This is a genomic window from Paenibacillus pini JCM 16418 (genome assembly GCF_000576305.1).
GTDB classification, from domain to species: domain Bacteria; phylum Bacillota; class Bacilli; order Paenibacillales; family Paenibacillaceae; genus Paenibacillus_AQ; species Paenibacillus_AQ pini.
The window spans coordinates 1-15,057 of sequence record NZ_BAVZ01000022.1 but is presented as its reverse complement, the minus strand read 5'-3'; the positions used below and the strand labels follow the sequence as shown (position 1 = coordinate 15,057).

At 41.0% G+C, this 15,057-nt stretch carries 8 protein-coding genes, 11 tRNA genes and 1 pseudogene; 1 reads left to right on the top strand and 19 read right to left on the bottom strand.

The genetic code is table 11. The features are described 5' to 3' along the window. Window positions 1-85: 85 nt before the first annotated feature. Window positions 86-688 carry a hypothetical protein gene (locus JCM16418_RS20365; protein WP_036652656.1) on the bottom strand — a complete coding sequence of 201 codons (603 nt, stop codon included), beginning with the start codon at window positions 686-688 and terminating at the stop codon, window positions 86-88. Between the two features lie 315 nt (window positions 689-1,003). On the opposite strand from JCM16418_RS20365, the gene JCM16418_RS20360 reads away from it, so the two are divergent. Beyond that, window positions 1,004-2,293 (top strand): hypothetical protein, encoded by a 1,290-nt coding sequence (locus tag JCM16418_RS20360; protein ID WP_036652655.1) that lies wholly within the window; start codon window positions 1,004-1,006, stop codon window positions 2,291-2,293. Between the two features lie 499 nt (window positions 2,294-2,792). Here JCM16418_RS20360 and glmS read toward each other — a convergent pair whose 3' ends face one another. The 18 genes and pseudogenes from glmS to JCM16418_RS20270 form a co-directional block, all read right to left on the bottom strand. Further along, window positions 2,793-4,625: a glutamine--fructose-6-phosphate transaminase (isomerizing) gene (glmS, locus tag JCM16418_RS20355; RefSeq protein WP_036652654.1), complete on the bottom strand. Its 1,833-nt coding sequence runs from the start codon at window positions 4,623-4,625 to the stop codon at window positions 2,793-2,795. Between the two features lie 581 nt (window positions 4,626-5,206). Next, complete coding sequence (gene glmM / locus JCM16418_RS20350; protein ID WP_036652653.1) at window positions 5,207-6,547, bottom strand: phosphoglucosamine mutase; 1,341 nt, start codon at window positions 6,545-6,547, stop codon at window positions 5,207-5,209. A gap of 41 nt (window positions 6,548-6,588) precedes the next feature. Further along, window positions 6,589-8,016, bottom strand: a complete 1,428-nt coding sequence (locus tag JCM16418_RS20345) for a CdaR family protein (protein ID WP_052020608.1) — start codon at window positions 8,014-8,016, stop codon at window positions 6,589-6,591. Between the two features lie 46 nt (window positions 8,017-8,062). Then, window positions 8,063-8,889, bottom strand: a pseudogene (gene cdaA, locus JCM16418_RS20340) (diadenylate cyclase CdaA). Between the two features lie 275 nt (window positions 8,890-9,164). Further along, window positions 9,165-9,779: a zf-HC2 domain-containing protein gene (locus tag JCM16418_RS20335; protein WP_036652652.1), complete on the bottom strand. Its 615-nt coding sequence runs from the start codon at window positions 9,777-9,779 to the stop codon at window positions 9,165-9,167. A 117-nt stretch (window positions 9,780-9,896) separates the two neighbouring features. Then, window positions 9,897-10,466, bottom strand: coding sequence for an RNA polymerase sigma factor SigW (gene sigW / locus JCM16418_RS20330; RefSeq protein ID WP_036652648.1), 570 nt, complete (start codon window positions 10,464-10,466; stop codon window positions 9,897-9,899). Between the two features lie 187 nt (window positions 10,467-10,653). Further along, window positions 10,654-13,449 carry a phosphoenolpyruvate carboxylase gene (gene ppc / locus JCM16418_RS20325; protein ID WP_036652644.1) on the bottom strand — a complete coding sequence of 932 codons (2,796 nt, stop codon included), beginning with the start codon at window positions 13,447-13,449 and terminating at the stop codon, window positions 10,654-10,656. 493 nt (window positions 13,450-13,942) lie between these two features. After that, window positions 13,943-14,016: transfer RNA gene (locus JCM16418_RS20320), tRNA-Gly, on the bottom strand. 8 nt (window positions 14,017-14,024) lie between these two features. Continuing rightward, a tRNA-Pro gene (locus tag JCM16418_RS20315) sits at window positions 14,025-14,098 on the bottom strand. Window positions 14,099-14,108: 10 nt separating this feature from the next. Next, window positions 14,109-14,185: transfer RNA gene (locus JCM16418_RS20310), tRNA-Arg, on the bottom strand. Between the two features lie 22 nt (window positions 14,186-14,207). Further along, window positions 14,208-14,282, bottom strand: a tRNA-Gly gene (locus JCM16418_RS20305). Between the two features lie 7 nt (window positions 14,283-14,289). Further along, window positions 14,290-14,373 (bottom strand) — tRNA-Leu (locus JCM16418_RS20300). Between the two features lie 38 nt (window positions 14,374-14,411). Then, window positions 14,412-14,487, bottom strand: a tRNA-Lys gene (locus JCM16418_RS20295). Between the two features lie 5 nt (window positions 14,488-14,492). Next, window positions 14,493-14,567, bottom strand: a tRNA-Gln gene (locus JCM16418_RS20290). A 54-nt stretch (window positions 14,568-14,621) separates the two neighbouring features. Beyond that, a tRNA-Val gene (locus JCM16418_RS20285) sits at window positions 14,622-14,697 on the bottom strand. 16 nt (window positions 14,698-14,713) lie between these two features. Continuing rightward, a tRNA-Glu gene (locus tag JCM16418_RS20280) sits at window positions 14,714-14,788 on the bottom strand. A 36-nt stretch (window positions 14,789-14,824) separates the two neighbouring features. Continuing rightward, window positions 14,825-14,900: transfer RNA gene (locus tag JCM16418_RS20275), tRNA-Thr, on the bottom strand. A 3-nt stretch (window positions 14,901-14,903) separates the two neighbouring features. After that, a tRNA-Asn gene (locus JCM16418_RS20270) sits at window positions 14,904-14,979 on the bottom strand. Window positions 14,980-15,057: the final 78 nt, after the last annotated feature.

Here is a 15,057-nt window from a genome sequence, read left to right as displayed (position 1 = left end):
TGCTCCAAGCATCCAACCTCTAAAGAATCCATTGTTGTTGCGCAGCATCAGGAATTAAAAAAGATGCGATTTTCATCGCATCTGGTTATTTACTAAAACCATTAAAATAATATTGTTTAATATTGCTTTGAAGTTCTTTATAGACTTCTTGATAAAAATCTTGATCATTATAAAATTGATAATCATGATGATCATATTTTTTCTTAAGCCAGCTTGATATGGTCTGCAAATCCTTCATAACCAGCGAGATTTCGTTAATATCCTCGTAAGGGATATCTTGTTTGTCACTAAGATAGGTACGATAAGATTTCAACTTATCTAAATAGCCATTTTCAATTAAATTTCTAGTATTTACTGTGGATATGCTTTTGTTCTGTACTTTATTACTCGTTATAAAATTTGAAGAAGCCAAATAATAAAAATTTGATTCATATATCCCTTCTATGATTTTACTTACATGCTCTGGAGTTTTAATGTATACCATTGCTTCTGAATCTCCCATTAATGCAAATACATTTGAAAAAGTTAATTCGTGATTCGACATATAAATTTGGGACAGATTGTCATAGTTGTTTCTTTCATTATGTATTGTTTTATACTGATAAACATTAAATAAGACTGAACCGATAAGAAGAAAACTTAATGCAATAAATAGTGCTTTTTTATAATATTTTGTATTTTTTATCATATTCACACCTCCTTTTCGCTATAACCTTTGCTTCGCTACATATAACATAATGGGTGTAATCTAGCACGTGCTAAACTATAGAATATGTATACACCATAGAGTTTATTGGATGCAACCTCAAGATAAAAATATCTCTAAATTCAATACATTTTTGAATACTACCGCGCAGCCCTTTTTCCAAAAATCCGACTCCTTCTCGCAAAATATCCCCATTATTTATATATTTATTTATTATTCATATAACTATTGACAATATATAACATCGATTATAATATTTAACTGTGTTTCTATCATATTATATTGGAGGTATAATCTATGTCAAAAGTAAAAGTGAGGAATTTTGTAAGTAGTATGCTCTGTGCGCTTCTGATTCTATGCGGTATTCCTTATGCTAGCGCGGAAGCAGCTTCAGATGTGGAGACAGAATTTTTAGGGAAGGTAAATTTAAATTTAAGTTCAGACGGTTCACAAATGCTTGATCATGTTCAAGAAGCTTCTTTTAATCTTAGTAACGTCACGTTACAGAATGATGAGTTAAATCTAGCAGGAGCCGTGTCTTACAATGATGATACATACTCCGTAAACATTTCTTCCAAGTTATACAAATCAGAATCTTCAGATAATACTGTAGTAGGTGATAGTTCTGATCAAACTTCAAATTTCGATATACCTAATTTATCTATCATTAAAGATATTCCAACAAACAAGCTTCTATTTAGTCCAGAGTTAGATCATGCAGATGTTATTCAATTTTTCTTATTGAAAAAGGGTACTCGAGAATTGTCCATGTTCGAAATTCCAACCAGTTCTTTACCTATTTTAAAAGATCTGAATGTTAATGTTCTGAACGATAACAAAGACATTTCGGATGAACATTGGTGGTTAAAGCTGTTTACTCCGGTTATGACGGATAATTCTACTAGTAACACAGATCCAAATAGACCTTCCGTATTAGCAACAAATCCACCTGCTACAGATAGCGATACCAAAACGTTCACATATTCTGACGGACCAGGTAACGTATATAGATATGAAATTGGTTTAAAAGCATTCTCAAATGTATATAGTTATAACAAAACTAGTCCGCAAACGGATTCATTTGGTATGCAGGTGACTAGTCATAAATATTACTATAACAATGTACTTCAATCTAACGTTAATCCTTTCTATGTATTCAATGTTACAGGAACCGAAGTGCTTACTTCTCCCTCAGGTTCTGCAAATTTAGATGAAATTACATTAGCAAACTGGGGAAATATAACGACTAGTAAAAAGGGTGGATTAACCATTTCTAATCCAACACTTACATTTGGTACATTGTTAAACGTTGCGGTGAACTGGACTCCAACATCAACCGTGGTTACTAGAGTAGGTCCACAAGCATATCAATATGGTAGCAAGGTCTGCGGTGTAAAAATACCATTTGTCGAAGCATTAAATGCAGTTAATGATCAATATACGCTTACAATGACAAAGAACGCTGTATCGCCGTCGACTCAGCAAAAAATAAGTGGAGCTGTATTCACGTATAGTATAGGCTTTGCAGTTAGTAGCACGGGTGTCCTGGGTACCGGACAATTAACAGTTGCAAACAATTACTATTAATATTAGGTACTGCATCATCTAGTAATACCAAAAAAGAGAATGCCCCTGTATCTTAGAATACAGGGGCATTCTCTTTTTAGAACTGGTTCATTGTCTTTATAGTTATATCTACAACACCTTATGACTCTAAATTTTAGTCTTGTTGTATGAATATTTCCCACTAACTAACTAAAAATAACTCCATTGATGTTGATTATTCATCTAGTAGATAATTTAATCCAAAAATAGGTTACCAGGATCATTCTTCTGTTATTATCCAGTAATTAAAGGTACCTATAATAATTATTATTTTAATAGCCAATGTTATTTAACATTTTCACTATCAATCAAAAAGTATGTATATTGTTCTTAGCATTTTAAAAAGGAGCCACGAATTAACCCCTCGGGCTCCCTTCTAGATGCTGAGAATCATTCATCTTGCAATCCGGTTCATGACATCTTTTACTGGTTTATGACTTTTTATAATGGGACACTTGTTCTTTCTCGGCTCTCATTCCCCCTACTCCACCGTCACACTCTTCGCCAAATTCCGTGGCTTATCCACGTCATTTCCTCTTGCTAGCGAAGCATAGTAAGACAGTAATTGTAGCGGAACGACCGACAATGCTGGAGTCAGCAGCGGCAACGTCTTCGGAATAGCAAACACTTGATTTACCGATTTCAGTAATCCCGTAACATGCTCTTCATGCGTAATGGCCATGATATCTGCACCGCGCGCGCCAACTTCCTTGATATTGCTCACGGTCTTCTCTAGTACAGCGTCCTGCGTTGCAAGTGCAATCACAGGAATACCATCCTCTATTAAAGCTAGTGTGCCGTGCTTAAGTTCACCCGCTGCATACGCCTCGGAATGGATATAGGAGATTTCCTTGAGCTTCAGAGAACCCTCTTGAACGACTGCATAATCCAGTCCACGACCAATAAAGAATAAGTGCTCATGCTTAGAAATTTGTTCTGCATAGGCCTTGATCGCTTCTGGTTTAGCGAGCATGCTCTCCAGTTGTTCAGGCAGCGCCTGCATAGCCGCGATCACTTGAGAAATAACCTCAGGTGTCTGCGAACCACGAACTTCCGCTAGATATAGAGCAAACAGATAGAATGCGATTAACTGCGAAGTGTAAGCCTTAGTAGAAGCTACTGCAATCTCTGGTCCAGCCAGTGTTACGATTACGTCATCTGCATCACGAGCAATGGAGCTGCCCACCACATTCGTGATCGCGAGCACATGTGCGCCGTTCCGCTGTGCTTCACGTAGTGCAGCAAGTGTATCTGCTGTTTCACCGGATTGACTTACAACAATCACTAGCGTTTCTGGTGTAACGATTGGCGAACGATAACGATATTCGGAAGCCACATCATTTTCCACTGGAATCCGAACCAGCTGTTCAATGGCATGACGACCTACTAGACCCGCATGGTACGCTGTACCACAGGCAATAATTTGAATGTTTCGTATATTCTTAATTTGCTCGCAGCTGAGCTTTAATTCAGGCAAAACGACATGTTTACCCGCTTCGTCAATCCGTCCGCGCATGGTGTCGCGATAAGCCTTCGGTTGTTCATGTATCTCTTTCAGCATGAAATGCTCGAAGCCGCCCTTTTCCGCTGTTACAGCATCCCAATCGACATGAATCATTTCCCGAGAAATAAAATTCCCCTCGATGGTCATCAGTTCGACGGCATCCTGCGTCAGGACAGCCATTTCACCATCATTCAATATATACACATTACGCGTATGCTGCAGAATTGCCGGAATGTCTGAGCCGATGAAGTTTTCACCTTCTCCAATACCAATAATAAGTGGGCTGGCTTGACGTACAGCGACCAGCTTATCGGGCTCGTATTCCGTTAATACGCCAAGGGCAAAGGCACCACGCATGTGCTTGATTGCCTGTTGCACAGCCTTCACAATATCACCATCGTATTCGCGGGCAATCAGATGAGAGATGACCTCTGTATCTGTTTCCGATACAAATACATGTCCCTGACTTGTTAGTTCATCCTTCAAGTCCAAATAATTTTCGACAATACCGTTATGAACAACCGAAAATTTAAGACTATTATCCGTATGGGGATGCGAGTTCACGTCTGAAGGTTTACCGTGCGTAGCCCAGCGTGTATGACCGATACCAGCACTTCCGACAAGTGGAGCATCAACTAATTTCAATTCAAGATTAGCCAGTCTTCCTTTAGCCTTCGTCACTTGGAGTCCCTGATTGGTGAAAATGGCAATACCCGCAGAATCATACCCACGATACTCCAGTTTCTTCAAACCCTCGATCAATACCTCTTGCGTATTCTTAGTACCTATATATCCAACAATTCCACACATTTTAAATTTCCTCCGTTCACTTCTCATTAGAATAGGGTAAGAAGCGTACGGGAAATCCGTGCAGCAAAGCCAGATTGTACGGCAAACAACAATGTATTCAGTTATACAAGGTGCATTCACGAATGTACAATCTGTACGATGCTACAATACGAAAGGTATAACCCGTACACTCATGAAAATATATAATTTCGCTTACACCTACCAAAATCGTTGTGTGAACAGTCGCCCATTCATTTTCCGTCTTGGTTTACGGCTGTGTATCACCGGAAGGTCCCCGCCGAATGTTTCGAACACCTTCACCTCGTCAGCTTGGCTGCCGTGGATACAAACACGCTGTACCCGTCCCGCGCTAGCTCAAGCTCTGGCGCTTGTAATGCTTACCTTACAACCCTCGCTCTCTATTTCAGAATGACATTTACTTATTATATTCATCTGTGCCTCATTTGGCAATCGACAACAATCCCCATGATATCCATCCATAAGACATCCTATGTACAAAAAAAGCCGATGAGACCGTATCTTTAGTCTCACCGGCCCGGGTATCGAGGTCCGCTTTATTGGTTAAAAATAAACCTTGCGACTTACACCAATTCCCGCTTCACGACTTCTACAATTTGCGATACATACAAATCCAGCTCTTCTTTATCTGGACCTTCTGCCATCACACGAATCAGAGATTCTGTTCCAGAAGGACGAACCAGCACGCGGCCATTGTCGCCAAGCTTCTGCTCCACATCCACAATCGCCTGCTCAATAGACACATTGCCTTCATAGTTACTCTTATCTGCGACACGCACATTGACCAATACCTGAGGATATTTGCGCATCATATCTTTAAGTTCACTAAGTTTCTTACCTGAAGCTTGAATGGTATCTACTAGCTGGATAGCTGTTAGAATGCCATCACCTGTCGTATTATGGTCGAGGAAAATGACGTGTCCGGACTGTTCACCACCTAGGTTATAGCCACCCTTACGCATTTCTTCCATAACATAACGGTCACCTACCGCTGTCTTAGCAGTTTTAAGAGACAATTTCTCAGCAGCTTTGTAGAATCCAATGTTACTCATCACGGTCGATACAACCGTATTCCCATTAAGCTTACCACTACGATTCATATATTCAGCACAAATGAGGAGAATGAAATCCCCATCTACCTCTGCACCCTCGTTATCAATGGCAATCAGGCGGTCTGCATCTCCGTCAAAAGCAAGGCCTAAGTCAGCTTTAACACGCAGCACTTCTTCTTTAAGCTTCTCTGGATGTGTTGATCCACAGTGATCATTAATATTCAAACCATCAGGCTCACAGCCGATGGATATAACCTCAGCACCTAGTTCTTCAAAAAGCTTAGGAGCCAGTTCGTACGCCGCTCCATTCGCACAATCTAGTACGATTTTCAAACCTTCGAATCGGTGAGAAATCGTTGTTTTTAAATATTCGAGATATTTATATTTAGATTGATTATCTATGATTACATTACCAAGATCTTTACCTACTGGGCGTGGAAGCGTATCTTCTTCTGCATCCATAAGTTCTTCAATTTTCAGTTCTGTCTCATCCGAAAGTTTGAAGCCATCTCCAGCAAAGAATTTGATGCCGTTATCCTCAACTGGATTATGAGAAGCCGAAATCATAACTCCAGCATCTGCTTTAAGCAATCTTGTTATATATGCAACAGCCGGCGTCGAAACGACACCGATCCGAATCACGTGTGCACCAATAGATAATAGACCCGCTACCAATGCTGACTCAAGCATAACACCCGAAACACGAGTATCCATTCCAATGACAATGGTCGGTTTCTCTACTTCACTCGTTAACACATAACCACCGCAGCGTCCGATACTGTATGCAAGCTCTGCCGTCAATTCCTTATTTGCTATCCCCCGAACTCCATCAGTACCAAAATATTTCCCCATAATTGATCTCCTTTTTGAGTAACCCTCTATTATCTTCTAGTTTACGGTGATGTAGTATCTCCTGTATCGTCTCCATCGGGTGAAGTCGATGATCCCTTATCAACATTCCCATCGACCGGTTGATCAGGAACACTAACATCTTTATCTTTGTTGGGATCTGTAACTGTATTACCTGCATTACCTGCATTACCTGCACTACCTGTACTACCTGTACTACCTGTATTATCTTTATCCTTGTCTTTATCCTTGCCATCTGAACTTGTTCCTGACCCAGCATTGTTTGCAGTTGTATTGCCTTTAATTTCAATGGTTGCTGTGAGCGGCTTCCCTTGATCCACACGGGATATGTACCTAGGAAGCACGACTTGAAGTGTAACTTCATGTGTGCCTGGATTCAAATTACTCACACTTGCGATCAATTGAACATTATCCTTCGTTAGGCTATTCAGTAGCCCTGGAGCGCCATTTAATGTGAGTGACATCTTTTGACTAGAAGGACTGGTGATCGTAGCCTTCAATTTACTACTCTCACCTTTAATCGTAATCGGTATATCATCAATCACTCGCTGTGAGTTTGAAACCGTGGTGATCTCAACTTGCAACGAACTAGGCTCGATTTTCTCAAAACCAGAAGGTAACGTCAAGTCCACAGGAAGAACCATTGTTCCGGGCTCTTTAATCTGTGTAAGATCCACCTCAACATCCGTATAGGACTTTACACCTGCGAGATCTTCCTGCGATCCGTACAGCTTCACCTCAGTTGAACTAAGTGTTGCTTTAGAGATCACTAGGCCTTCAGGTAAATTCCCCGTATATTGCAGTTCTATTGGTACAGCTTTATAAGGAGGTGTAATGGGTACATCTACCGTAACCGAAGATGGATCAAGAACAGCATCCTTCAACTCTCGGCCCCTCTTATCATAAGCCACTAGCTTCACCCGTTTCCCCTTGATGGAGCTGCTTTGGCCATCGATGGCAACAATTCCCTGCACCTTATCCACGTCACTCAGTTCACTTTCCGGCAGCGTAACCTTTACTGTCGCCGGATCCATAGCCACCTTGCCTGCCTGATACCCTTCTGCTGCTGTCCCTTTCGTAACAATCGTTACTGGGAAATTTGCTGAATTACGTTTCTCAATATATACCGTAATTTCAGAAGGAACCGCAGATACGACCGAGACTCCAGATGGAAGCTCAAATTTTAAAGGTACCGTCTTGGTTTCTGTGGTCGCCTTACTTAGATCAATTCTTACTTTATATTCATCTGAGAATAATGATGTGATATCGGTACGCTTCCCTTTCACTTCTAACCTGACTTCTTGCGGCTCCATACCGATAAGAACGTACTTTTTCTCATTTAAGCCAAAAGGCTGTACTTTTATATTATCAATGATCTTAGTCTCTATTCTTGTTGACGGTGTTGGTGTGACATCATCCAAATGAACCATGGCCCAGAGTATAATACTCACGCGAGTGCCAAGATCCTTACAAAGTTATTATTGTTGAGCCACTTGTTCATTTTTTGTCGTTCCCCTTCCGTTTCCAGAACGCAGGACGTTTTTCTTTCAGTGATGAATTGGGACGCAGCTCCTCATATAATTTAGAAATTAGAGACTCTTCTTTAATATCGCGCACGACTTGTCCATTGATCGCTAGAGAAATTTGCCCCGTTTCTTCAGATACCACAATCGAGATTGCATCGCCTACTTCACTGATACCGATCGCAGCCCGGTGGCGTGTGCCTAGCTCTTTACTTATAAAAGGATTCTCCGATAAAGGCAAATAACAGGCTGCTGCGAGATCCGTTGGTTCTGAACAATAACTGCACCATCATGAAGAGGTGTATTCGGAATAAAAATGTTAATGAGTAGTTGTGAGCTAATAACGGACTGCATCGGGATACCCGACTCCGTATATTCATTAAGCCCCGTATCTCTTTCAAAAACAATTAATGCTCCTATTTTTCGACGAGCTAAATAATTAACAGATTTAATCACTTCGCCTATTAACTTATTTAGTTCTTCATCCTCAACAGAGGATCGTCCAAAAAACTTCCCTCTACCGAGCTGCTCCAGTGCGCGCCGAAGTTCAGGCTGGAAGATAATGAATACCGCCAATACACCGAAGGTGAACATTTGGTTCATCAACCATTTGAGTGTATACAAATCAAACCAGGTGCTGAGTGCCCATACAATAACTAGGACTAGAATACCTTTTAACAGCTGAACAGCACGGGTTCCTCGCACCAGCAGGATAACCTGGTAAATAATATATGTAACAATAGCAACATCAATTATGTCTTTAATGGACTCTTTCCACGTCATGTCCGTAAAATAACTCATATGTTGGCCCCCGTACCCCTCTAAAATGTTCAATAAATGTAAACATTTAAAATTCCCTATCCAGCAAAAATGAATGTTTTTATAATTGGAATGTAGAACATTTTACGTTCTCTCTATATAAGTTAATTTTCCCTATATTACATAGGTTATAACGATCAACCTCAGGTTGCAAGCCGCGCAGGCTTATCACTGTATTTTTTTAGGAAAAAAGCCAACAAAAAGGCGCCTGCTTTCCAAGCAAATGGCGCCTTTTATAAGGGTTTTAACATTGTATTCTATCGATAGGCGACGTCCGAGAATATGTTTGAAATCTTATACCAGATCCAGTCTACTGCTTGATCAATGCTTTTCACCTGTCCCGAAATGTGAGCAGTTGAAGCCTGATAGAGCGATCCGTCAATGACCGTCAAATTCCCTTTTACATCTCCATATATCTGAGTCTTTCCATTCTCGACCGTCAAATTGCCAGATATACTTCTACCTGCAGGTACAATCACAGTATCTCCTTCAATGATCACTTGTTCCAGATCGTTGCCCTTAACAACTAATTGTCCATCTTGATCCCAGAAGCTAACTGTACTAAACAGCATCACCATTAAGAAAATAGCTGCTGCTGTAATAGCTGGGTGTCTTTTGACCCATTTGACCCAAAGCTGTTGTTTTTTTTGCTGTGGAATAGCGCTCATAATCCGGTGGGTTAACTCAAAAGGCGCTGCCGAGGCATGATGGGTGAGAGAGAACATTAGCATATCCGTCCGTTCCAGTTCTTTAAACTGCATCCGACAGTCAAGACAAGTCAACAAATGAGCCTTCAGCTCAATCTGTTGCTCTTTGGACAAGTCGTCATCTAAATAATCATGCATTAAAGAAACGGCCAGTTTGCATTCCATATGAGCCAATCCTTTCCTAAAAGTAATTGTATTTCAGTCCCAAGTCTAGGACATATCACTCGTTTTATTTGTTAATACGTACGGGGCTTCGATATGTTTCATTAAAAAGCTTGAAAACTATAACTTGGGCTCCAGTTTTTTACGTAGAAATTCCCGCCCACGATGTACTCTCGTCTTAATTGTCGTCACTGGCATACCCAGTACATCACTAATTTCCTGAAGGGATAGGTCCTGGAGATACCTTAGAATCATCACTGATTTATATTTTGCCGGAAGACTATCGATAGCCTGATAAATGATCTCTTGGGTTTCGGAAATTAGTAATTCACTTTCAGGTGTACGATTGTCGCTCGGAATAAGTGAGTAGCCATCCATTCCTTCCTGATCATTCATATCCGCATCTAATGAATATGTAGGTTTTCTTTTCCTCAACCGGTCAATGCATAAGTTCGTTGCAATTCGATAAATCCATGTGGAGAATTTCTGATTCTGATCATACCGGTCTAAATTTTTGTACACACGTAAAAAAGTCTCCTGAACGATATCCTCCGCCTCATGACGGTTGTTCAGCATCCTATATCCTAAATGATAAATTTTGTCCTTATACAGCTCAACAATTTCGGCAAAAGCACTCTGATCGCCTCTTAGAGCAAGCTTGGTCAATCTATTTTCTATATTATCCACCATGATTCCCCCAGACTTGCTGATGGGCTACCTACCCTACTAGTCCTTATAAAGCGTAATTCAACTTTCTCTAAAAAGCAAGACATGCCCCCTACAGCACAATAGGAAAGCCAAAAGCCTCTTTCAAGGCTCCTGACTTTCCTATTTCGGTTAACAGCTGTTCTATGAGGACATGTCGTTGTAATGTGTATCAGCCCGTATTCCGAAGACCTGCAGCAATTCCGTTAATGGTAAGAAGTACCTCTCGTAGAAGCTCTGCGTTATCTTCATCCTTATCACGAAGACCACGTAACTCGCTAAGCAATTGCACTTGCAAATAACTTAGTGGGTCAACATATGGATTACGTAGACGGATAGATTCCTGAATAACAGGCACGTTATCCAAAATTTCCTTCTGACCTGTAATCTTAAGGATAAGCTCGGACGTTAATTTAAATTCTTCCGCAATCAGTCCAAAAATACGGTCGCGCGCTTCATCATTCTTAGACATGTTTGCATATTCTTTAGCAATAACCATATCTGCCTTGGCGATTGCCATCTGTAGCGAATCCACCAGAGAAGTGAAGAACGAGAAGTTTTCGTACATATCTTGCATGGTCTTCAAATTCTCTTCCTTATTATCATAGAAGCTTTGAAGCCCTGTACCTGCTGCATACCAAGCTGGAAGCAAGTATCGGCTTTGTGTCCATGAGAATACCCAAGGAATCGCACGTAGGTCTTCAAAACGGTCACTATTCTTACGCTTAGAAGGACGAGAACCAATATTCAGCTCCCCCACCTCAGGAAGAGGTGTTGATTCTTTGAAGTAGGATAAGAAATCAGGATCACGGAAAATTAAATCTTGATATTTATTACGTGAAACTTCTGACATTTCACGAACAATATTATCCCAATGTTCCTCATCAAGCGCATCACTTTCAGGATAGCGAGCATTAATGGCAGCTGTAATTAAAGCTGATGTTGCCTGCTCTAAGCTACGATAGGCGATACCCTGTAGAGAGTAGCGTGATGAGATAACCTCACCTTGCTCTGTAATCTTAATTCCCCCGCCAATAGTAGAAGCAGGCTGTGCAAGAATACTGCGGTTAAGCGGCATTCCCCCGCGGCCCAGAGAACCACCACGACCATGGAAAAACTTCAGTTTAATATCGAATTCTTCTCCCACCGCAGTCAGTTCTTTTAATGCTACCCGCAGCTCCCAGTTTGCTGTAACGGCTCCGCCATCTTTATTACTGTCGGAGTAGCCCAGCATAATTTCCTGAAGATCATTACGAGACGCAATACTTTGACGATAAATAGGTAAGTTAAACAATGTTCGCATAATCTCTGGAGCAGCGTTCAAATCCTCAATGGTTTCGAACAATGGAACAGATTGCAATGTGCACTCAACCGTACCATCACTATTTTGGCGGAATAATCCAACCTCTTTAGCAAATACGATGACCTCAAGGATATCACTAGCGCCCTCTGCCATACTGATCAGATAGCTAGTGATACAGTGCTTGCCGTACTCCTGTTGTGCTCTGTAAACCGTACGGAATACATCCAGACATTCCTTCGTGCTTTCGCTATAAACATGATAATTAGAAGTAATAGGTCTTGGCTCAGTAAGTAACTTCGCAAGAAGCTCAATCTTCTCTTCTTCCGTCAAAGCAGAGTAATCAGGAGTCAATTCAACGTTAGCCAAAATTTCTTTCATTGCATTCTCATGCTCTTGGCTATGTTGGCGAATATCCAGCGCAGCTGTATGGAATCCGAACAATTCTACTTGGCGGATTAGTTTATTAATATACGTATCGGCTACATAATCAGCATAATGATGACGCAAGCTGCGGTCAATAACGCCTAAATCAGCAATGAACTCCTCAGGAGAAGTGTAACGCTCAGCTGTGCCGTTCTTACTGTCATCAAGTACATTGATCATTTTTTCCATCATATAAACGAGTTTGATCCGATAAGGCTCCTTCTCGTTATGCCAGATATTCATTTTGGTCACCGTTACATGTTCACGATCTTTGTTAATTGAATCAAGCAATTCGTCTGATACATCAACAATCGACGTGCTAAAGCTTAAATATTGCATATATTCAGACAAAATACGCTGGTATTCTCTAATCGATAGCTTACGCTGCATACGCAAAGTCTTCCATGTAACATCGGCGGTTACAGACGGATTACCATCACGGTCTCCACCGATCCAAGATCCAAAGCGTAAATAGGTAGGAACATGCCAGTTTTGTCCAGGATAGTATTTAGTCAGGCAACGCTCAAGTTCTTGATAAACATCAGGTAGTATATGGAACAAGGTTTCATGGAAATAGTACATACCATTCTTAACCTCATCCAGCACCGTAGGTTTACCCGTTCTGAGTTCGTCCGTTTGCCATAATGTAATAACTTCATTAAGCAATTTCTCACGTAGTTGTTCACGCTCGCGGAAAGTCAGTGTTGGATTATCCAGTAGCATCACATCTTCTGATATCCGTTTATGAATATCTAAGATTGCTCTGCGCATGGCTTCTGTCGGGTGAGCAGTCATGACGAGTTCAAGTGAAAGGCTCTCAATAATACTTTCTACCTCAGTAACGTCCATGTTACGTTCCCTCAAGTCTTGAATAGCACTCTCAATGGAACCTGGTTGAACTGCTTCACCAGCTGAACGTTCATAATCACGTTTCCGACGGATTCGATGATTTTGTTCGGCAATGTTGACCAATTGGAAATAAATCGCAAACGCCCGGATCACCTGATGTCTAATATCTGGCTCTAGCGTTTCTACAATATTCTTAAAATCGTCATACAATTCAGGTAAGAATACAGATCGTAAAGATTTACTTGTCTCGCGAATTTTCTCAACAATTTCTAAAAGTTCATTTCCACCTTGATGGACAAGCACTTCACCGAGTATGTTTCCAAGAAATCGCACGTCACGCCGCAGCAAGTTATTTGAATTGCTTTTGTTAGCGGCTACCGTCAGTTCAGTCATGATACTCCTCCCGCCTCTATCCCGTTTATATGGTCTTCTCTTTTTGACACCTTCTTAATATCATACAATAAAAGCATTTTAAAATCTGCACTTTTATTTAATAAAGCATAAAGAACACATTAAAACATATAGATTATTAATGTATTTATATGCATTATACTCTTTCATCAAAAAATCATTATATTCCTTATAAAACATAGTTTATCAGAAATTGGCGGTTATTAAATAATCATTAAACTAAATTTTTATACATAATTTTCATTGAAGTCGTTATTCCCTATTATTTTCATATAAATACTCCAATTAATCAAACGTAGCGATGTGAATCATTTTGATTTTCTGTAATTAAATTTCTTAGCTACATTATAGAAATAATCGGTTACATGTGAAAATATGATAACGTTATGTAGATGTGAGGCCTTAATTACAAGTGATGTGAGGAGTTATAGAAGGTTATATAGCAAAAAAAGCCTTTCGGCTTTGGATTTAAAATTGGAGCGGGTGATGGGAATCGAACCCACGCTATCAGCTTGGAAGGCTGAAGTTCTACCATTGAACTACACCCGCGTAACGTATCGGGACGACACGATTCGAACATGCGACCCCCTGGACCCAAACCAGGTGCTCTACCAAGCTGAGCTACGTCCCGAAAGTAAAAATGGCGCGCCCTAAGAGATTCGAACTCCTGGCCTTTTGATTCGTAGTCAAACGCTCTATCCAGCTGAGCTAAGGGCGCAAATACATTGGTGTAAAAATAATGGAGCGGACGACGGGAATCGAACCCGCGACCCTCGCCTTGGCAAGGCGATGCTCTACCGCTGAGCCACGTCCGCAAAATCATGGTGCGCGTGGAGGGACTTGAACCCCCACGTCATAGACGCTAGATCCTAAGTCTAGTGCGTCTGCCAATTCCGCCACACGCGCACATTTGAAGGCAGTTCCTTATAAAACAAGGAGTAAAATGGTGAGCCATGTAGGATTCGAACCTACGACACCCTGATTAAAAGTCAGGTGCTCTACCAACTGAGCTAATGGCTCATAAATGGCTGGGGATATAGGATTTGAACCTATGCGTGACGGAGTCAAAGTCCGTTGCCTTACCGCTTGGCTAATCCCCAAGATGAATGAATTTAACTCAATCATATTATCATGCTCTTATTAGGCAATAAATATGGTGGAGGCTGAGGGGATCGAACCCCCGACCCTCTGCTTGTAAGGCAGATGCTCTCCCAGCTGAGCTAAGCCTCCATAGGAGTTATTATAATGGTGACCCGTATGGGATTCGAACCCATGTTACCTCCGTGAAAGGGAGGTGTCTTAACCCCTTGACCAACGGGCCGCAAATCACTCAACTGCGACTGAATCATGTGCTTTGTGGAGCTCTCAACCGGATTCGAACCGGTGACCTCATCCTTACCATGGATGCACTCTACCTACTGAGCTATGAGAGCAAATGGCTCCCCGAACAGGACTCGAACCTGTGACAACTCGATTAACAGTCGAGTGCTCTACCAACTGAGCTATCAGGGAAAATTAGCGTTTGATGTACAAACGCAATTTGTAAGATTATTAGACATCGCAAAGCGTGTCCAACAATCTTACAGTTTT

What these genes read in the sequence shown, in the direction of transcription:
- JCM16418_RS20365 (WP_036652656.1), bottom strand. Translation starts at nt 688, where the DNA reads ATGATAAAAAATACAAAATATTATAAAAAAGCACTATTTATTGCATTA.
- JCM16418_RS20360 (WP_036652655.1), top strand. Translation starts at nt 1,004, where the DNA reads ATGTCAAAAGTAAAAGTGAGGAATTTTGTAAGTAGTATGCTCTGTGCG.
- glmS (WP_036652654.1), bottom strand. Translation starts at nt 4,625, where the DNA reads ATGTGTGGAATTGTTGGATATATAGGTACTAAGAATACGCAAGAGGTA.
- glmM (WP_036652653.1), bottom strand. Translation starts at nt 6,547, where the DNA reads ATGGGGAAATATTTTGGTACTGATGGAGTTCGGGGGATAGCAAATAAG.
- JCM16418_RS20335 (WP_036652652.1), bottom strand. Translation starts at nt 9,779, where the DNA reads ATGGAATGCAAACTGGCCGTTTCTTTAATGCATGATTATTTAGATGAC.
- sigW (WP_036652648.1), bottom strand. Translation starts at nt 10,466, where the DNA reads ATGGTGGATAATATAGAAAATAGATTGACCAAGCTTGCTCTAAGAGGC.
- ppc (WP_036652644.1), bottom strand. Translation starts at nt 13,449, where the DNA reads ATGACTGAACTGACGGTAGCCGCTAACAAAAGCAATTCAAATAACTTG.